This window comes from Flavobacterium sp. F52, assembly GCF_000278705.1.
Classification (GTDB): Bacteria; Bacteroidota; Bacteroidia; order Flavobacteriales; family Flavobacteriaceae; genus Flavobacterium; species Flavobacterium anhuiense.
In genome coordinates this window covers 99,710-120,962 of record NZ_AKZQ01000042.1, presented here as the reverse complement: position 1 = coordinate 120,962, position 21,253 = coordinate 99,710, and the positions used below count along the sequence as shown (strand labels likewise).

Annotated in this window: 11 protein-coding genes; 9 read left to right on the top strand and 2 right to left on the bottom strand. The window is 35.3% G+C overall.

Annotation, left to right across the window (positions count from 1 at the left end; all coding sequences use genetic code 11):
• Positions 1-15: 15 nt before the first annotated feature.
• On the bottom strand, positions 16-3,210 hold the full coding sequence (locus FF52_RS22215; protein WP_008469135.1) for a SusC/RagA family TonB-linked outer membrane protein: 3,195 nt from the start codon (positions 3,208-3,210) through the stop codon (positions 16-18).
• Positions 3,211-4,113: 903 nt separating this feature from the next.
• On the opposite strand from FF52_RS22215, the gene FF52_RS22210 reads away from it, so the two are divergent.
• A complete protein-coding gene (locus FF52_RS22210) occupies positions 4,114-6,315 on the top strand; it encodes an alpha-galactosidase (protein ID WP_008469134.1) in 2,202 nt (733 codons plus the stop codon).
• A 322-nt stretch (positions 6,316-6,637) separates the two neighbouring features.
• Here the strand turns inward: FF52_RS22210 and FF52_RS22205 are convergent, their stop codons facing one another.
• Entirely contained in the window at positions 6,638-7,483 is an 846-nt protein-coding gene (locus tag FF52_RS22205; RefSeq protein ID WP_008469133.1) for an AraC family transcriptional regulator, read from the bottom strand.
• 180 nt (positions 7,484-7,663) lie between these two features.
• Between FF52_RS22205 and FF52_RS22200 the strand changes: the two genes are divergently transcribed.
• The 8 genes from FF52_RS22200 to FF52_RS22165 all read left to right on the top strand — a co-directional run bounded on the left by FF52_RS22200 (position 7,664) and on the right by FF52_RS22165 (position 21,199).
• Entirely contained in the window at positions 7,664-8,578 is a 915-nt protein-coding gene (locus FF52_RS22200; RefSeq protein WP_008469132.1) for a dihydrodipicolinate synthase family protein, read from the top strand.
• 160 nt (positions 8,579-8,738) lie between these two features.
• Positions 8,739-10,322 (top strand): aldehyde dehydrogenase (NADP(+)), encoded by a 1,584-nt coding sequence (locus FF52_RS22195; protein ID WP_008469130.1) that lies wholly within the window; start codon positions 8,739-8,741, stop codon positions 10,320-10,322.
• Position 10,323: 1 nt separating this feature from the next.
• A complete protein-coding gene (locus FF52_RS22190) occupies positions 10,324-11,334 on the top strand; it encodes a 4-hydroxyproline epimerase (protein WP_008469128.1) in 1,011 nt (336 codons plus the stop codon).
• Between the two features lie 244 nt (positions 11,335-11,578).
• Entirely contained in the window at positions 11,579-12,814 is a 1,236-nt protein-coding gene (locus FF52_RS22185) for an NAD(P)/FAD-dependent oxidoreductase (protein WP_008469127.1), read from the top strand.
• 3 nt (positions 12,815-12,817) lie between these two features.
• Positions 12,818-14,116 (top strand): aminopeptidase P family protein, encoded by a 1,299-nt coding sequence (locus FF52_RS22180; RefSeq protein WP_008469126.1) that lies wholly within the window; start codon positions 12,818-12,820, stop codon positions 14,114-14,116.
• Position 14,117: 1 nt separating this feature from the next.
• Positions 14,118-16,274, top strand: a complete 2,157-nt coding sequence (locus FF52_RS22175; protein WP_008469125.1) for a S9 family peptidase — start codon at positions 14,118-14,120, stop codon at positions 16,272-16,274.
• 248 nt (positions 16,275-16,522) lie between these two features.
• Complete coding sequence (locus FF52_RS22170) at positions 16,523-19,729, top strand: SusC/RagA family TonB-linked outer membrane protein (RefSeq protein ID WP_008469124.1); 3,207 nt, start codon at positions 16,523-16,525, stop codon at positions 19,727-19,729.
• Between the two features lie 12 nt (positions 19,730-19,741).
• Positions 19,742-21,199, top strand: coding sequence for a SusD/RagB family nutrient-binding outer membrane lipoprotein (locus FF52_RS22165; protein WP_008469123.1), 1,458 nt, complete (start codon positions 19,742-19,744; stop codon positions 21,197-21,199).
• The last annotated feature ends 54 nt before the right edge of the window (positions 21,200-21,253 follow it).

Here is a 21,253-nt window from a genome sequence, read left to right as displayed (position 1 = left end):
GATCTTTTTACCTTGTTATAATTCAATACTTACACCGATTCTGTAAATACGGGTTTGCGGATAATTTACTCCTGTCGTATTATTGGTCTCAGGATCTAAATTGTACTGTTTCATGTGGTCGATAGAAAACAAATTGGTTCCTCCCGCATAAAATCTCGTATTTAATATTCCGAATCTAGACAAGACTTTTTCTGGTAATGTATAGGAAATCTCCAAAGATTTTAATCTGAAGAATGAAGCGTCTCTTAACCAGAAGTCAGCTGGAATATTGTTTCTTGGATCAGAATCATTGAAGGCAACAGGGTATTTAGAATTTGGATTATCAGCAGTATATCGGTCTTCGTATAACCATCTTGGTGGTGCCACGATAGCGCCTTGAGCTTGCGGAAGAATCATTTGTCTCGCTTTTGCCTGTCCTGTCCAAAGCATATCTACAGAAAAACCTTTGTATTCAGCTCTGATTGGAATACCATAAGCAATTTTTGGCGTTGCCGATTCAGGAATTCTCACTTTATCATTAGAAGTGATGCTTCCGTCACCATCAATATCTTTTACCCAAAGATCACCCGGTTTTGCTCCTTCAAAGTGAGGAGAATTGTCAACTTCTGCTTGAGTACGGTAAATTCCGTTGGTTTGATATACCATCCAAGAATCAATAGCTCTTCCAGTTGATTTTTGCCAAGCTGGAATATTTGCCGCTTCATCGCGGAATAATACTTCACTCTGTGCATAAGTAAAATTGAAACCAACACTATATTTAAAACTATTGATATTGTCGGCGTAGTTAATAGACCAATCAGTACCTCTGTTTACCGTTTTTCCAATATTTTCTTTAGGAAGAGATAATCCTGTGTATAATGGCACAGAAGCATTTCTAGCTGCAAGAATGTCAGATCTTTTATTACTGAAGTAGTCAAAAGTCGCTGTTAATTTATTTCCAAAGAATCCGAAATCAAAACCGATGTTTTTAGAATCTTGAATTTCCCAAGTGATATTTGGGTTTGGAGTGGAAGAAAGATAAATACTGTTGTTTAATGTATAATCTGATCCAAAGTAGCTGTAAAGCTGCTGATCTGTTGTTAACTGATATCTTGTCAAGAAAAGATATTGGTTAAGATATTCTACACCATTAATAGTTTCTCTCAAATCGTCATTACCCATTCTTCCCCAAGAAGCTCTAATTTTTAGTAAATCAAATCCTTTTATATTGTTTTTGAAGAAAGGCTCTTCAGAGATTTTCCAGCCTGCGCTTATAGCCGGGAACATACCCCAACGCGTTGACGAAGGGAAATTGAATGATCCGTTATAACGTGCAGAAACTTCGGCAAAATATTTATCATCAAAATTGTAAGCCACTCTTCCAAGGAAACTTTCACGTCCGTCCTGATAGGCGCCGCCAGTAGCGTTTTGCCCTTTAGTGCTTCCAGTAAAAATCTGATCCAATTGATCGCTTAACAAATCTCTTCTGTAAGCATACGTTTGGGTTTTGTCCATTGTAGTCTGCTCGTAACCTACAAAAGCATTAACAGAGTGTTTATTGAACTTACGATCGTAAGCTAATTTTGCGAAATATGTATTTTGATTTGCAATTCGCTCATCCTGCATAACACTAGTTATACTGGTGCTGTTTTTTACGTTATTGTAACTATCATTTGTTTTGTCATACGAATAAGCATCCCATGGTTTTGTAAATCTCTTTTCACTACGCACATTATAGTCAAATGCAGCGTATCCGCTAAGAGATAGTCCTTCAGTTATTTTTGGCAATTTCAGCTCAAATCCAATTTTAGGATTTACAATTAAGTTTACCACGTGATCATAACCTGCTGCTGACGAAGACATTAAAATTGGGTTTCTACCATTTGTGATACCAGACGACGGAAGTCCATTTTTCCAGTATGCAGGAATAAAAGGATACATACTAACTGTCTCGTGCATAATGCTTCCAATGCTTACCGCAGGAAAGTTTCTGTCTTCTTTACGAGTAGCGATATCTAAGTTTACTTTAAAGTTTGAAGTAATATTAACATCAATATTAGATCTTAAATTGAACTGTCTGTATCGCTCGTCGCTATATCTAAGATTACTTTCTTGGTTTAAATATTGTCCAGAAAAGAAATATTTAACCTGCTCGTTCCCACCATTTACAGATAGAGAAAGGTTGGCTTGCGGAGCATCTTTTCTGTAAACTTGTTTTAACCAATCTGTACTGGTATAATTAGGATCGTTTCCAGCTTTGTACTTGTCAATTTCTGCCTGAGTGTAAGGAAGCGTTGTGCCTTTATGAGCATTCAATTCGTTGTAATACGTCATGTATTCCCAAGAATTAACTCTTTCGCTCATTCTGGTTAACTGCTGAATACCATACGATCCGTCAACTTTAATCGTTGGAGCACCTACTTTTCCTCTTTTAGTCGTTACTAAAATTACTCCATTTGCAGAACGAACTCCATAAATAGCTGCCGATGCATCTTTCAAAACCGTTACAGATTCGATATCATCTGGGTTTATTCTGTTTAAATCACGATCAGGAATACCGTCGACAACTACAAGCGGACTCGTTCCTCCGCCAAATGAGTTAAAACCTCTAATTAAAAGGCTAGAACTGTCATCACCAGGTCTTCCAGAACGGTTATTGGCAATTACTCCAGACATACGTCCGGCGATTCCGTTTGATACGTTTGCAGATGCATTTTGAGTCAAAACACCTCCTTTAATCGAAGCAATTGCTCCCGTTGTAGAAGCTTTTTTCTGAGTTCCGTATCCAACGACAACCACTTCATTTAAAGTCTGATTCTGTTCTTCAAGCTGAATGCTTACAGCGTCGTCAGCGCGGACTTCTTTTGTTAAAAATCCGGTGTAAGAAAAAACAAGAATACTGTTGGAGTCTGGAACTTCAATAGTAAAATTACCGTCAAAGTCTGTTGTTGCCGTTATTTTTGTTCCTTTTACAAGAATGTTTACACCAGGAAGCGGTTCTCCTTGCGGGCCTGTTACTTTTCCTTTTACTAGTTTTTCTACAAACACTGAAGCTTTGCCATCTTTTGCCAAAGTTAGATTACTGCCCAGTTTAGTGGAGAATTTGGTTTCTGTTAACTCAGCAGCAAAAGAACTCTGTAGAGTGAGTGCTAATAAGGCTCCAGATGTTAGTTTGGTAATCTTCCATGTCTCAGAAGAAAGCCACTCTTTTGTCGGTTTTTGTTTGGTCATGTTTTAGTGGTTTTTGTTAGTTAGTAATTTATTCTCGTGGTCCGTTTTCATCTTTTTCATTTTGGAGAAACAGAATGCCTTGAGCTCGTGCAGATTGTTTATGAAAAAGAGATAAATGTGAAAACCAAAAGTATAAATGTTTCTAAACCAGCACATACCAGTACCTACCAGTTTTTTGAGATATGCGTAAAAAACATGCCTTATTTAAGATAATTTAAAAATTAAAGTGGATAATATATGCATAAAGTGTAAGTTAAAGTCAATTAGACTAATAGATGTGAGTTTTTATTGTTATTAAAAGCTTATTGTTCTGTTTGATTCTTAAAATCAATTTTTGGAAAAAACAATGGAGATTTTGAGAAGTCAAAAAGTGATTATTTTGATTTTTAAAAGTGGATAATATAGTATCAGAATTTTTTTTGCAATCTAATTTTTGATTTTTTACTCGTTTTTCTTTTGTTGACCATACCAGTCAGCGTTTTTAAGCTGATATGTAAGAGTAAACTTGTTTATGTTTATTCGTGTTTTACGATTCAGAGCGATTTTTAGGTAATAAAATATCAGAATCGGTAAAAAAGCCTAAAAGTTTTATCAAAAGCCTATTTTGGATTACTTTTCCAAAAAAGGAAAATCTAAAGGCAGAAATATGGATTTAATTATATTTTGCTATTTTTGGAATTCATTTTTACATTGATATAAAAGGTTTATTAGAGCTCAAAAAAACTTTTTCTTATGAATTATACCAAATAGAACCTTTTATTTATGGGTATAATTAAATGAAATTTCTCTCGTGGTTTAATTGATAAATGTGATGTTCGGAGTTTTAAGATGAATTACAATTGATTGTATTGTGATCTTTTAAAATCTCCCCAAAAAACATTATTTATTATTAATCAAACTTTTATGAAAAAAGCACTTCTCATATTAGTCTTAACCATTTTGTTTTGGAAGACTAATGCACAAAATGATCCCATTGCCATTGAAACCCAGAATACAGCATTAATTCTAAAGGTGGCAAAAAACGGTTTGCTTTACCAATCGTATTTAGGGACAAAACTCGAAGCTTCGGCATATAATGCGCTTTCAAAAGAAACCGAAAGAACATTTGTTATCAACGATGGAAATCCGTTGCTAAATCTAAGACATCAGGCGTATCCAACTTACGGAACCGATAATTTGTTTGAATCGGCTATTCGAATAACGCATAATGATGGAAATCCTGCTTTAGAACTGGTTTATGTTAATCATCAAACAAAAAAATTAGATAGCAATACGACTGAAACTAGTATAAAAATGAAAGATCCAGTTTACCCTGTCGAAGTGACATTGCATTATAAAGCTTTTTATAAGGAAAATGTTATTGAACAGTGGACAGAAATTGTGCACCGCGAAAAGAAACCTGTAACGCTGTACAACTACGCTTCGTCTATGCTACACTTTGATGCAGATAAATATTGGCTGACTCAGTTTCATGGAGATTGGGCAAAAGAAGTAAGAATGCAGGAAAGCGAATTAACGAGCGGTGCTAAAGTAATCGATTCGAAGTTGGGTGTAAGAACCAATATGTATCAAACGCCAGTTTTCTTTTTAAGTTTAAATGAAAAAGCTAAAGAAAATACTGGAGAGCTTGTTGCTGGAACCATTGCATGGTCTGGAAATTTTAAGTTTACTTTTGAACTGGACAATAAAAACTCTCTTAGAATCAGTTCTGGAATTAATCCGTTTGCTTCAGAATATAACCTTCAGCCTGGAGAAGTATTTACAACTCCTTCTTTTATTTATACTTTTTCAAATAAAGGAAAAGGACAGGCTAGCAGAAATTTACATTCGTGGGCAAAAAATTATGGCGTAAAAGATGGAGACAAATCTCGCTTGACTTTATTGAACAATTGGGAAACTACTTTTTTTAATTTCGACGAAAAGAAATTAACCGAAATGTTTGAAGATTCTAAAACATTGGGTGTCGATATGTTTTTATTAGACGACGGTTGGTTTGGAAATAAATATCCGAGAAGCGGAGATAAATCTGGATTAGGAGATTGGCAGGCAACCAAAACAAAATTGCCAAATGGTTTAGGTTTTCTGATGCAGCAGGCAGAAAAAACAGGAGTTAAATTCGGAATTTGGATTGAACCCGAAATGGTGAATCCGAAAAGTGAGTTGTATGAAAAACATCCTGATTGGATTTTAAAACTGCCAAATAGAGAAGAAAGTTATTACAGAACACAATTGGTTTTGGATTTATCGAATCCTAAAGTGCAGGATTTTGTGTTTAAAACAGTAGACGACATCATGCAGACCAATGGAGGAGTGGCATTCTTTAAATGGGACTGTAACCGAATGATGACTAATGCATATTCTATCTATTTAAAAAATCAGCAGTCACATTTATTTATTGAATACACGAGAGGCTTGTACAAAGTCTTGGAACGAATAAAAACTAAATATCCGCATTTGCCAATGATGCTTTGCGCGGGAGGTGGAGGAAGAACTGATTATGCTTTCCTAAAATATTTCACAGAGTTTTGGGCAAGTGATAATACAGATCCTTATAATAGAGTATTTATTCAGTGGGGTTATTCGCAGTTCTTTCCGGCTTTTTCGATTTGTAATCACGTAACTTCATGGGGAAATCAGTCTATTAAATTCAAAACAGATGTTGCCATGATGGGAAAATTAGGTTTTGACATTAATGTAAACGAACTGAAAGAAAAAGAATTAAAATATACTCAGGATGCAGTTGCAAATTACAAAAGACTAAGTTCTGTAATATGGCATGGTGATATGTACAGAATAGTTTCTCCTTATGAAGACAGCCGCGCGGTATTAATGTACGTTGACGAATCAAAAGACAAAGCTGTTTTATTTTCGTATACGCTTCATCCGCTTTATGATCCGCAATATAATTTGGTGCGTTTTCAAGGTTTAGATGCCAATAAAACCTATAAAGTTGAAGAAATCAATTTAATGCCAGAAGTAAAGAAAACGCTGCAAGAATCTGGAGAATCTTTTACAGGAAATTACTTAATGAATGTAGGTTTGAGAGTTTCCTCTTCGAAAGTTGAATCAAGTGTTGTGCTTGAAATAACAGCAGTTTCGAAATAAATAGATTTTTATGAAATAAATCAGCTGTATGATCCCGTTTAACAATGAGAGTAAACAGCTGATTTATTTTGGTTTCATTTTATGAAAATCTAATTTAATCTGCTCAATCTGCTAGATCTGCGTGAAATATTTTTGCGTCTAGATTTTTCTTAACAGATTTATAATCCTTTTAATCTTAATAACCTGTGGCTAAAAAAAACTTTGCGGTTTAGCGACTTTGCGAGCATTTTTCTCTCGCAGATTTAGCAGATTTTGAGATTTTTTTGCGTCTGTTTTAATCATTTAAACCCCGATAGCTATCGGGAGCGTTAAAGTGCAAAATCTACAAATTCAGTTTCCTATATTGTAAAGGCGAAAGCTGTTTTAATTCCTTAAATTTTCTATTAAAATTGGAAATATTATTAAAACCGCACAATTCGGCAATTTCCAAAACAGAGAGTTCTTCATTATTAGATAATAATTTTGCAGCTCTCTCAATACGCACTTCAATTAGAAATTGAAAAAAAGACTTGTTGGTCCGGACTTTGAAATACCGGCAGAAAGCATTTTTGGTCATACTGGCGATCGAAGCAATTTCATCAAGCGTGATATTTTTATGAAAATTGGTCATGACATATTCAAACACAATCTGCATTCTTTTGCCCTCATTATCTGTTATTTTCTTTTGATATAAATAATTAGAAAGCGGAGTATATTCAGATGTTGACAGCCATTTCAGAATATCTAGAAATAATATAAACCGAGTATAACTGTCAGCTTTCTTCAGCTTTTTAAAATACTTGACAACTTTCTTCGGTGCGTTATGAATAATGAATCCGTTTTTGCTGCTTTCTAAGATTGGTTGAATATTTCTAAAAGTAGAGAGTTCAAAAAAATCTCTTCCGAACGAATTGAAGGTAAAAAACAAAGTGCGCATTACAGAAATTACATTTTCCTGAACGTCGCTTCTAAAAACATGAGGTAAGTTGCTTCCAATTACTAGAATGTCGCCTTCCCGATATTGCGAAATAGTATCGCCGGCAAAAACGGCACCTTCTCCTTTTTCTATAAAACTAATTTGAATTTCTTCGTGTTGGTGTAGTTTATCATAAAACGATACTTCGATATCTTCTTGATATATAAGGGGATCTTCTCCAGATTTTGGAATTTTAAATGGAAAAACTTTCATATAGTGGTTAGTTAGTTACAATCAAATATATTGCATTTAATCAAAAAAATGATGCTATAATGTTCTGTTTTTTAAGTTTTGTTTCTATATAGGGTAATATAGTATCATTTTGTGGTAATTTTTAAAGGGTGCGCTCTGCGGTTTCTAGATAATTTTGGCTTTAAATAAAAAATTAAAATTATGAGTATTCAATGGAATGGCGTGATGCCGGCGGTAACCACAAAATTTACTGCAGATGATAAATTAGACTTCAACATGTTCGAAGTCAATATGAAAGCACAATTAGATGCTGGAGTATCGGGAATTATTTTGGGAGGAACTTTAGGAGAAGCCAGCACACTTTTAGAAGAAGAGAAAAGAGAATTAGTAAAACATACCGTTTCGCTAACAGAAAATAAAGTGCCTGTAATTATGAACATTGCAGAGCAATCTACAAAAAATGCCATTTTAGCTGCCAATAAAGCTGAACAAGATGGAGCAAAAGGATTAATGATGCTTCCTCCAATGCGCTACAAAGCGTCTGATTTTGAAACGGTTACTTTTTATAGTGAAGTGGCAAAAAATACGTCGCTTCCTATTATGGTTTACAACAATCCAGTTGACTATAAAATTGAAGTTACTTTAGATATGTTTGAGGAATTATTGAAATATGATAACATTCAAGCAGTAAAAGAATCAACTAGAGATATTTCTAACGTTACAAGAATGATCAACCGTTTTGGAGATCGTTTAAAAATATTATCGGGAGTTGACACATTAGCATTAGAAAGTCTATTTATGGGTTCTGATGGTTGGGTTTCTGGATTAGTTTGTGCTTTTCCTGAAGAAACAGTGGCAATTTACAAATTAGCAAAAGCAGGAAGATTTGATGAGGCTTTGAAAATCTACAGATGGTTCTTGCCTCTATTAGAATTGGATATTAATGCATTTCTGGTTCAGAATATTAAATTAGCAGAAGTTGCAACAGGAATTGGTTCAGAACATGTTCGTGCGCCAAGATTGCCATTGCAAGGAGCAGAAAGAGAAAAAGTTCTAGCTATTATCGCTGAAGGATTACGCACTAGACCAACTTTGCCAGACTATAAAAATTTATAACAGCATATTCGCATGATTGGCTGTGGCTTTTAGTTTTCAGTCGCAGTCTCAGTTTCCAGTTTCCATTTACGGTCAGGGTTTTCGGTTACTGTGTTTACTGCGACTGCGACTGAAAACTGCGACTGAAAACTGCACTTCACTCATTCATAAGACAAAAATCATGATTACAGGAAAAAATTATATCGGAAGCCAGCTAAAAGCAGGCGGTACAAAATCACTAAAAACATTTAATCCAATATTGAATACAGAAAATCCATGGGTTTTTACAGAGGCGACTCAAGATGAAATTGAAGAGGCAGTTACTTTGGCCAATCAAGCGTTTGCGAGTTATAAAAACTATTCTGGTATCCAAAAAGCTAAATTTTTAAATGCCATTGCCGATGAAATTTTAGCATTGGGAGATGATCTTTTAGTTCAATACTGCACCGAATCGGGTTACCCGAGAGGAAGAGCAGAAGGAGAACGCGGAAGAACAATCGGCCAGTTGAAAGCTTTTGCCGATATGCTTACAGAAGGAAGCTGGGTACAAGCGACAATAGATACTGCAATAATTGACAGACAGCCTGCCGCAAAAGAAGACTTACGCAAAATGTTAACACCTTTAGGGCCAATTGTGGTTTTTGGATCAAGTAATTTTCCTTTTGCATTCTCTACAAGCGGAGGAGATACAGCTTCAGCTTTGGCTGCGGGTTGTCCAGTTATTGTAAAAAGCCATTCTATGCATATCGGAACAGGCGAAATGGTTGCTTCGGCAATTATAAAAGCGGCTGAGAAAACTAACATGCCAGAAGGTGTTTTTTCTAACCTTATAGGAGACGGAAGAACGCTAGGCACAAGTTTGGTTAAACATCCATTGGTAAAAGGAGTAGGTTTTACAGGAAGTATTAAAGGCGGACGAGCTTTGTGCGATTTAGCGGCACAGCGTCCAGAACCAATTCCGGTATTTGCCGAAATGGGAAGTATTAATCCTGTTGTTCTGCTGCCTAATGCTTTGAAAAAAAACAGCCAAAAATGGGCGTCAGCTTATGCAGGTTCGATCACTTTAGGCGCAGGGCAATTTTGTACGAATCCTGGATTATTATTAGCTATAAAGGGAGAAGAACTGAATGACTTTGCTGAAAATCTTAATGAGGCAATCGAAAAAATTCAGCCAGGCTGTATGCTTCATCCTTCCATTTACGCTGATTTTAATAATGGAATTTCAAAAATAGAAGAGCAGAACGGAGTTTCAAAAATAGCTCAATTTAAGGGAGAAACTACTCCAAATCATGGAGCTTCAACTGTGCTAAAGGTTGATGGGAAAGAGTTTTTAAAAAATAAAGTATTGCACAATGAGGTTTTTGGTTCTTTTTCAATTTTAATTGAATGCGAAAATGAAGCCGAATTAATAGAAGTGATTTCTAAGCTGGAAGGACAGCTTACAGGAACAATTATCAGTGAGGAAAATGAAATTGAAACTCATAAAGGAGTAATTGCTGCTTTACAGAATCGTGTGGGACGCTTGATCTATAACGGCGTGCCAACAGGAGTAGAAGTTTGCGCTTCAATGCTTCATGGCGGACCTTATCCCGCATCGTCAGATTCACGATATACAGCGGTAGGCATACATGCGGTTTACAGATGGGTACGCCCGATTAGTTTTCAGAATTGGCCAGATCATTTACTGCCAGCAGAATTGCAAAATGAAAACCCGCTGCAAATTGTTCGTACCGTAAATAATAAACTAACACTATCTCAAATATAAAATGATAAAGAAAACTTTTTTTTGCGTAGATGCTCATACATGCGGAAATCCAGTTAGGGTTGTTGCAGGTGGAGGACCTAATTTGCAAGGCGATTCGATGAGCGAAAAACGACAGCATTTCTTAAAAGAATATGACTGGATTCGTAAAGGATTAATGTTTGAACCAAGAGGACACGATATGATGAGCGGCAGCATTTTGTATCCGCCAACTAATCCTGATAATGATTTTGGAATTCTTTTTATAGAAACTTCAGGCTGTCTGCCAATGTGTGGACACGGAACAATTGGAACTATTACAATTGCTGTCGAAGAAGGTTTGGTAACTCCAAAAGTTCCTGGAATTATCAAAATGGAAGCGCCTGCAGGTTTAGTGCATATCGAATATCAGCAGACTGGCAAAAAAGTAGATTGGGTACGTCTGACCAACGTTAAATCTTATCTGGCTGCAGAAGGACTTACCATTGATTGTCCTGAGTTGGGTGAAATTGTTTTTGATGTAGCTTACGGAGGAAATTACTACGCCATTGTCGATCCGCAAAAGAATTTTTCTGGTGTTCAAGATTTTACAGCAAGCAAAATTGTTCAGTATAGTCAGGAAGTACGTAAAAAGATTAATGAAAAATATCCAGATTATTTCATCCATCCAGAAAATGATACCATTAGAGATGTATCACATATGTTATGGACGGGATCGCCTATAGATGAGACTTCATCAGGAAGAAATGCTGTTTTTTATGGTGATAAAGCAATTGACCGTTCGCCATGCGGAACTGGAACATCAGCAAGAATGGCACAATTGCACGCTAAAGGAAAATTGAAAAAAGGAGAAGAGTTTATTCACGAAAGTTATATTGGAAGTAAGTTTATTGGAAAAGTGGTAGAAGAAACTGCTATTGGAGATATTCCAGCTATTGTTCCAAGCATTCAAGGCTGGGCAAAAGTGTACGGATATAATACTATTATAATTGATGAAAGTGACGATCCTTATGCATTTGGATTTCAGGTTATTTAAAAAATCAATTTACAATATAATTAAGCTGTTGGTCAAATTAAATTATTGTTTTTTTGAATAACCCCTAGTTTTAACTAGGGGATTTTAGAAATTGTAAATAGGATGGCTTTAGCCAAATTAACGTGGTTGTTGTTGAAGCTAAAACCATCTTTTACAATTTTAATTCTTAATGGAACATATAATTTCATTCCACAGATTTAAAATATAATTAGTAGTTCAAAGAACTCTTAACGAATTAAAATTTATGAAAAAAGTTGCTGTTATTGGCGGTGGAATTATTGGCTTATGTTCAGCTTATTATCTCGCAAAAGAAGGTTACGAAGTAAGCATATATGATGAGTCAGATATGGACAATGGCTGTTCGTACGGAAACGCAGGTATGATTGTGCCTTCACATATTATTCCGTTAGCACAGCCTGGCATGATTGCACAAGGAATAAAATGGATGTTTGATAGCCGTAGTCCGTTTTATGTAAAACCGCGTTTAAGCAAGGATTTATTAAGATGGGGCATGCAGTTTTATAAACATGCCAATTTGCGTCACGTAGAAAAAGCAATGCCTGCTTTACGCGATCTCTCTTTATTGAGCAAAGAATTATATCAGGATTTTGCCAAAGAAAATAATTCTTTCTTTTATGAAGAAAAAGGACTTTTGATGCTTTATAAAAGCGATAAAGTAGAAGAAGAAATGCACCACGAAGGTAAAGAAGCAGAACGTCTTGGTTTAGAAGTAGATTACCTATCCAAATCTCAAGTAGCACTTTTAGAAAAAGGAACGACTACCAATGTAATTGGAGGTGTTCATTATAAAAGCGACGCCCATTTGTATCCTCAAAAATTTATGGCTTTTATCAAAGAAGAATTATCTCGTTTAAAAGTGGAAATTCATTCTAAAACTAGTGTCAAAGATTTTGTTTTAGAAGGAAATAAAATAGAAAAAATTGTAACCGATAAAGGGCTTTTTAGAGCTGATGAAGTGGTTTTGGCGTCAGGATCTTGGAGTCCGTTTTTGGCTAAAAAACTAAATATTTCCATTTCTATTTTACCTGGAAAAGGATATAGTTTTACTTTAAAAGATAAGACTCAAAAGCCTAGTATTCCGTCTATTTTATGTGAAGGAAAAGTAGCGGTGACTCCAATGGCAAATGATATAAGATTTGGTGGAACAATGGAAATTACACACACCAAAGACAATAGAATAAACGCAAACCGACTTCAAGGAATTATAAACAGCATTAATGATTTTTATCCTGATATGAAAGTGGAAATGCCAAAAGCAGAAGACACTTGGTTTGGATTCCGCCCATGTACACCATCTGGAATGCCAATTATTGCTAGAGACAAAAAAGTCGTAAATTTAACCTTAGCAACAGGTCATGCCATGATGGGATTAAGCCTAGCGCCAGCAACAGGAAAAATTATCACAGAAATTATTTCTGGTAAATCGACTTCTGTAGCAATTGACAGATTCCAAATATAAAATATGAGATACAACCAGATTCCGGTTTCTTTGTTTATTGAAAACCGAAAAAGATTTACCGAAAAAATGAAGCCAAACAGTTTGGCTATTTTGACTTCAAATGATGTAATGCCAAATAATGCTGATGATGTTATGGGCTTTTCGCAAAACAATGATTTGTTTTATCTGTCAGGAATAGATCAGGACGAAACCATTTTGGTGCTTTATCCAGATGCATTTAAAGAAGAAAACAAAGCTATACTTTTTGTCAAAGAAGCAAACGAACATACGCTCATTTGGGATGGTAATTTTTTAACCAAAGAACAGGCTACCGCTATTTCTGGAATCCAGAATATCAAATGGCTTCACGAATTTGAAAAGACTTTACAGCTTTTTGCCTTTGAATCTGATATATTTTATTTAGGACACAATGAGCATATCAAAAGGGTAACCGCTGAAATTGAAACCAGACAAGACCGAATGATAAAATGGTGTAAAGAAAAATATCCATTGCATCAATATGAGCGTGTGGCAAAAATAACCCGCGAATTGCGTCCAATTAAATCAGATTTGGAAGTTGATTTAATCAAAAAAGCAACTGCGATTAGCGTTGAAGGTTTTCAAAGAGTTTTAGGCGCAATTCGTCCTAATATTAAAGAATATGAGTTAGAAGCCGAACTTTTATATGCAACCGTAAAAAACGGAGGAACGAGACAAGCATTTAGATCTATTGTAGCGTCTGGGTTAAATGCCTGTTCATTGCATTATAACACTAACGATGATATTTGCCGAGAAAATGAAATGGTGCTGTTGGATTTTGGTAGCTGTTATGCCAACTATAATTCGGATACCACAAGATGTATTCCGGTTAATGGAACTTTCAGTGCTAGACAAAAAGAGGTTTACGAATCGGTTTTACATTGTTTGAAAGAAGGTTCAAAATTATTGAAGCCGGGAGTTTTATCGAAAGATTACGAACTTCAAATGGCTAAATTAATTGAAGCTGAATTGGTGAAGTTAGGGTTAATTACAGAAGAAGAAATTAAATCTCAAGATCCAGAAAAACCTGCTTATAAGAAATATTTCATGCATGGAACTGCGCATCATTTAGGATTGGATGTTCACGATGTTGGCTTGTATTCACGACCTTTTGAAAAGGGAATGGTGCTTACTTGTGAACCTGGAATTTACATTAGAGAAGAAGGAATAGGTTGCCGTTTGGAAAATGATTATTTGATAACAGAAGACGGAAACATCAACTTGAGTGAAGCACTGCCAATAGAAATTGCCGAAATTGAAAATTTAATTAAAAACAAAAAATAAGATGAAAAAGTATTTGTTGTTTCTTTTGTTTATATACACTTCTGTTTTTGCACAGAAGATTGATATCAACAATCTAAATTGGTTGCCAAACTCTCATTCGTTTTGGGTAAGCAAAGATAACAATGTGTCGGTTTACGATGTTGATAAACTTGATAAGCAAAACACGATTTTGTCTAAAGAACAATTAGCAGAAGCTGGATTTAAAGGAGAAATCGAAGATTTAGTATGGAACGACTTAAAAACAAAGGTTTTGGTTTATGCTAATTCTAAAAAAGTATGGAGAGACAATACCAGAGGCGATTATTGGTGTTTTGATTTGGCTTCAGGAAAAGGAAAGCAATTAGGTAAAAACTTGGATGCGTCGTCATTGATGTTTGCTAAATTTTCAAGCGATAATGAAAATGTTGCCTATGTCTCAAAACACAATATTTATGTTGAAAATCTGAATTCTGGAAAAATTACACCAGTAACAACAGACGGAACAGATAAAATTATCAATGGAACTTTTGATTGGGTTTATGAAGAAGAACTGGCTGCAAGAGATGGTTTTAGATGGAGTCCAGATGGAAAAAGCATTGCTTTTTGGAGAGTAGATGCAACGTCTACCAAATTTCATTATATGATTAATAATACCGATTCGTTGTATCCGACAATTATTCCTGTAGAATATCCAAAAGCAGGAGAAAAACCGTCTTCTGTAAAAATCGGAATTGTGAATATTGATTCTTTGCAAACCAATTGGCTAAACATTCCGGGAGAGCCAGATAATAATTATTTGGTTCGGATGAAATGGATTAATAATGAGTCTGTTATGGTGATTCAATTAAACCGAAACCAGAATCAAGTTACGATGTATGATTGCAATGCAAAATCAGGATTGGCTAGAGTTATTTACAAAGAAGAATCAAATTCTTGGATAGATGTTTTTGATATTTCTTCGGGACTATATGATACTTTTCCTTGTCAATTTGTGGATAATGAAAAATCCTTTTTATGGAGTTCTGATGCCGACGGATGGATGCATATTTATAAAATAAGTTTGGATGGAAAATCAAAAGAATTGGTTACCAAAACTAATTTTGATGCTTATTATAAAGCCTATAACGAAAAAACAAAAACAATATATTTTATTGCCAGCCCAGATGATGCCACACAGCGTTATTTGTATGAAACCAATTTGAACTCTAAAAAGACAAAAAGAGTAACACCAGCTATTTTTGAAGGTTCAAACCGATATATCTTTTCTACTGACGCAGCTTACGCTCAGCATACCAATGCAAGCATTTCGAGAGATTATAATCAGAGATTGATCGCTTTGTCTGGACATCAAAAAATTTATCCAAAAGAAGCAGATGTTTTTGCTGCTCCTCATAGAGATTATTCGTTAGAAAAATTTAAAGTGAAAACAGTTGATGGCATTGATATTGACGGAATCATGGCAAAGCCATTAGATTTTGATGCTTCAAAAAAATATCCAGTTTTCTTTTATGTTTATGGAGAACCAATGGCTACGGTTGCCAATGACAGCCCTTATTTTAATGAATTTATCGCTGCGTTAATTCCGAAAGGGTACATCGGAATTGCTATGGATAACAGAGGAACTCCTGCAATGAAAGGAACACAGTGGAGAAAATCAATTTATAAAAATATCGGAATTATCAATACGCACGATCAGGCAATGGCGGCTAAAGAAGTTCTAAAATGGGATTTTATTGATGCCGATCGTGTAGCAATTCACGGTTGGAGTGGCGGTGGAGCTGTAACTTTAAATTTAATGTTTCAATACCCAGATATTTATAAAACGGGAATTGCGATTGCAGCAGTAACAGACCAGCATTTTTATGATAACATTTATACAGAACGTTATATGGGATTGCCTGAGGAAAATGAAGCAACTTATATTCAGACTTCTCCAGTAACTCATGCTAAGAACTTAAAAGGAAATCTGCTTTATATTCATGGTACAGGCGATGATAATGTACATTATAAAAATGCGGAAGTCCTAATAAACGAATTGGTGAAGTACGATAAAATGTTTGATTTAATGATTTATCCAAACCGTTCGCATAGCATTGATGAAGGCGAAGGAACCTCACAACATTTAATGGATACTTTTGTGAGATATACAGAAAAAAATTGCCCGCCAGGAGCAAAATAAAAAAAGTAATGTATTATAAAAAGAGGAGAATTTCAACTTGATGAAATTCTCCTCTTTTTTTTGGGCTTTCTAATTTTGATATGAGTTAATTGTTTGATTTTGAAATCTTTTCTAAAAGGTAATATAGTAATTGTGCGATTGCGAAATTGTTATTTATAGGGTAATATAATCAGGTTTTTCGGTAATATATTATCATAATAATTATCTAAAAAGCAAAATATTTGCCACATTAATTATAAAACCATTTTATGAAATTGAAGATTAATTTTAGAAAAATTGCAGTGCTCTTTTTTGTACTGTTGACTAAACTGACCTTTGCCCAAGATCGGGTTGTGTCAGGAATTGTTTCAGATGAGAATGGAGTGCCTTTGCCAGGCGTAAGCATACTGGTTAAGGGAACTCAGAATGGCTCTCAGACTGATTTTGATGGAAAATATTCAATAAAAGCTGAAGCAAATGCTGTGCTTGTGTTTAGTTTTATTGGAATGCAGACTAAAGAAGTTCAAGCACGCGATAAAAACGTAAACGTAAAAATGTCTGCAGGTTCTACACAATTACAAGAAATTGTAGTTACAGCTTTGGGACTTAAAAGAGAGAAAAAATCTTTGGGTTATGCTACACAAGAAATAAATGGAGATCAGCTAACAAAAATAAATACAGGTAACGTTTCGAATAATATTTCTGGAAAAATTGCCGGTGTTGAAATTAGAAGAAATAATAATATTGGCGGTTCTACCAATGTTGTCATTCGTGGTACAACTTCCTTAACAGGTAACAATCAGGCTTTATGGGTTGTTGACGGAATTGTATTAAATAATGATAATACCAATTCTGCAGATCAAAAATCGGGAGGGAACGTAGGAGGTTACGATTACGGAAATGCCGCTTCAGATATTAACCCTGATGATATAGAAACGATGAATGTTTTAAAAGGGGCCGCAGCAACCGCATTATATGGTTCTCGAGCATCAAACGGTGTTATCATTGTAACCCTTAAAAAAGGAAGCAAAACAAAAGGAGGATTAGAATTTGATTTTAGTTCTGGAGTAAATGTTGGAGTCGTAGACAAGAAAACTTTACCAGAATATCAAAAACAATACGGAGGAGGTTATGGCGATTTTTATGGTACAGTTGATTTAGGCAGCGGAGTTCATCCTTACACAGCTACTGATGACGCGGCTTGGGGACCAAAATTTGATCCGTCATTGTTGGTTTACAACTGGAATTCGTTTTATCCAGAATTGCCAACTTATGGAAAAGCGACGCCTTACACCGCTGTAAAAAACAATCCAAATAGTTTTTATCAAAACAGTTTAACATATATCAATAGTATCGCTTTTTCGGCAGCAAATGATCAGGGAGACTTTAGATTTGGTTATACAAATTACAATCAGCAGCAAGGAATTCTTCCTAATAGTAACAACAGAAAAGACAATTTTAATTTTTCTGGAAGTTATAAAGTTACACCTAAAACCAGAATTTCAACTTCAGCCAATTATTTGACATCTAATGCTATTGGAATGAATGAAACAGGATACGGAGATGGAGGAAATAACTATTTGAGCAGTGTCAGACAATGGTATACGACTAATGCTGATTTTGGAGATCTAAAAGAGGCTTACGAAATAACAGGTAAAAACACAACATGGAACGTTGGTTCGCCAGACAATTTAGCAGTTCAGTTTCACGACAATCCTTATTTTCAACGTTATAATAACTATAATTCATTAAAAAGAGATCGCTTCTTCGGTAATGTTGTGGTAAAAACAGAAGTTACCAATTGGTTTGATATTATGGGACGCGGTGCAGTAGATTTTTACCATCAATTGCAGGAAGAGCGTATTGCTGTAGGTTCTAAAAGAACACCAAATGCTCTTGGCCAATATTCTAGATATGATAAAAATTTCCGCGAAATCAATTTAGATTTAGTATTGAATTTTAAAACAGCCATCACAGACGGAATCAATTTTAATGGTATGATAGGAGGAAACACGAGGCGTTCTGTTAATAATTCTATCTACGCAGTGACAAATGGCGGATTGGTTGTGCCGGGGATTTATGCCTTGACCAACTCAATTGACCCAATTAACAGTCCTGACGAAATGCAGCAGACATTGGGAACCAATAGTGTTTACGGTATGGCAAGTTTTAATTTCTTAGATACGTATTTTCTTGAAGGAACTTATAGAATAGATCAATCGTCTACTTTGCCAAAAGATAATGATACCTATTCTTACCCATCGATTACAGCGACTTATATTTTTAGCAATCATATTAAAGCAGATTGGCTTTCATTTGGTAAACTGCGTTTGAATTATGCTGAAACAGGAAACGATGCTCCGTTTGCGGTAACTTCTACGCTTTATCCTAAAAATACCAATTTTGGGCCAGGGGGAATCCGTTTTTCTACAGATAACAGCAGAAGCAATTCTGACTTAAAAAGTGAGTTGACCAAAGGAGTTGAAGCAGGTCTTGAACTTAAGTTCTTCAAAAACAGGTTAGGCGTTGATTTTTCATATTATAAGACCAACACAACAAACCAGATTCTTTCTATCGAAACTCCAACACAAACAGGATATACAAGAGCTTGGATTAATGGTGGAGATGTTCAAAATAAAGGATTTGAGGTTACAGTAAATGCTACTCCTATAAAAACTAAAGATTTCTCATGGCAAGCTACAGTAAACTGGTCAACCAATAAAAATGAAGTAATCTCTTTAGGTGGAGCAAGTCAGATTTCGTTAGGATCATTCCAAGGAGTAAACTATGTGGCTGAAGTAGGGAAACCAGTAGGGCAGTTAGTTGGTTCTGGATATACTTATTTAAACGGAGAAAAAGTAATTCGTTCTAATGGAAGATATCTACAAAGTGCAGGAGTTGTGATCGGAAATGTAGCTCCAGATTGGATTGGCGGTTTCAATAACGTTTTGACGTACAAAAACATTGCTTTCAACTTTTTAATTGATGTGAAAAAAGGTGGAGATGTGTATTCTCTAGATCAGCAATACGGACATACAACTGGAATTTACGAAAGTACAGTAAGCAATAACCATAATGGAGTTCCTCAGCGTGAACCAGTTGCTCAAGGCGGTGGTATATTGTTGGACGGTGTAAAACAAGACGGAACACCAAATAATGTAACTGCTAGTGTAACTGGAACTGATGGATATTATTTTTATAATTCTATGCCACAGCAGCAATATGTATATGATGCATCTTATGTTAAGCTTCGCGAAATAGGTTTGAGTTATAAATTACCAAAAAGATTTTTAGAAAACACATTCATCAGCAATATGGTTTTTGCTTTAAACGGAAGCAATCTTTGGATCATCCATAAAAACCTGCCACACGCAGATCCTGAGGCAGGAGCATCTTCGGGTAATTTACAAGGTTTCCAGACTGGAGTACTGCCAACTACAAAGGAGTACAGTTTTACCATGAAAGTTCAATTCTAAAAATAATAAAACATGAGAATTATAAAAACAATATTTTTTGCAGGAGCAGTTTTGTGTGCAGCAGCTTCGTGTGATAACTTAGATGACATGAACAAAAATGAAAAGGCTTATGAAACCGCTTTGCCAAGTGCGTTGATGACTAATGCACAGGTTAATTATGCTTACTTTCTAACCAATGCTTCGGTAAATTCAAACAATTTTAGAGCCTATGCACAGCATTGGTCTACATCTACCTATACGGATGAAGCCAATTATAATCAGGCGAAAAGAAATTTAGGAAGTTCGCATGCTGTACTGTTATACCGTGATGTGCTTCAAGATCTAGTAAATGCACAAAAACAAATTCAAAATACAAAAGTATTAGGGCCAATTGAAGAAGGCATAAAGAAAAATCAGCTTGCTATTTTAGAAGTGCAAATTGTAATGGCTTATCAAACTCTAGTAGATTTATTTGGTAATGTCGCATATTCTGAAGCGTTAGATATTAAAAAATTTCCGCTTCCAAAATATGACGATGCAAAAACAATCTATTTTGATTTGGCTTCTCGTTTGGACGCTGCTATTGCGGCTTTGAATGATGAAAATGGAAGTTTTGGAAATGCCGATTTAATTTTTCACGGAAATGTGGCAAAATGGAAAACATTAGCCAATAGCGTAAAACTAAAAATGGGATTGCATCTTGCGGATGTTGATGCTGTAAAGGCAAAAGCAATGGTTGAAAGTGCTTTTAATTCAGGAGTTATGACGACAGAGGCTGATACGGCGTTGTTTCAGTACTTTTCTTCAATAACAGATATGAATCCGTTGTATGACAGTTTGGTAAACGAAAGCCAGATTAATATTGCTGAATTTTTTGTAAATGAATTAAGTGGAAAAGAAGATCCGAGACGCGATTTTTTCTTCAATCCAAATTCGAAAATAAACGGTGAATATAAAGGCGCTCCATATGCAAAACAGGTTAATTATGCAGATTATTCAAATACTGGAGCAAGACTAAGACAGAAAACAAATCCAGGAGTTATATTCGATTATACCGAAACTTGTTTTTTACTGGCAGATGCGGCAAGCCGAGGCTTTAACGTTGGAGCTGATGCTGCAACATATTATACTAAAGGGATAGAAGCAAGCATGAAATTTTGGGGAGTTTCTGATGCTAATGTTCAAATTTATCTTGCACGTCCTGATGTTGCTTTTGCTACTGCTTCAGGAACAGACAAACAAAAAATTGCTTACCAGCTTTGGATCGCTTACTACAATCGCGGTTTTGAAGCATGGACAGAATACAGAAGGTTAGATTATCCAATATTGGTAGCGCCTTCAACAGCTGTGCAAGAAGCTGAAGGAAAAGTTCCTGTTAGAAATATTTATTCAACATCTGACAAAACGCTGAACACGGCAAATTATGAAGCGGCTTCAGCAGCAATAGGAGGAGATTTAATGACAACGAAGATTTTTTGGGACAAATTTTAATTTTGAGTTAGTTTAATTTGTTTTTTTTGAGACCAGCACTTTCTAAGCGCTGGT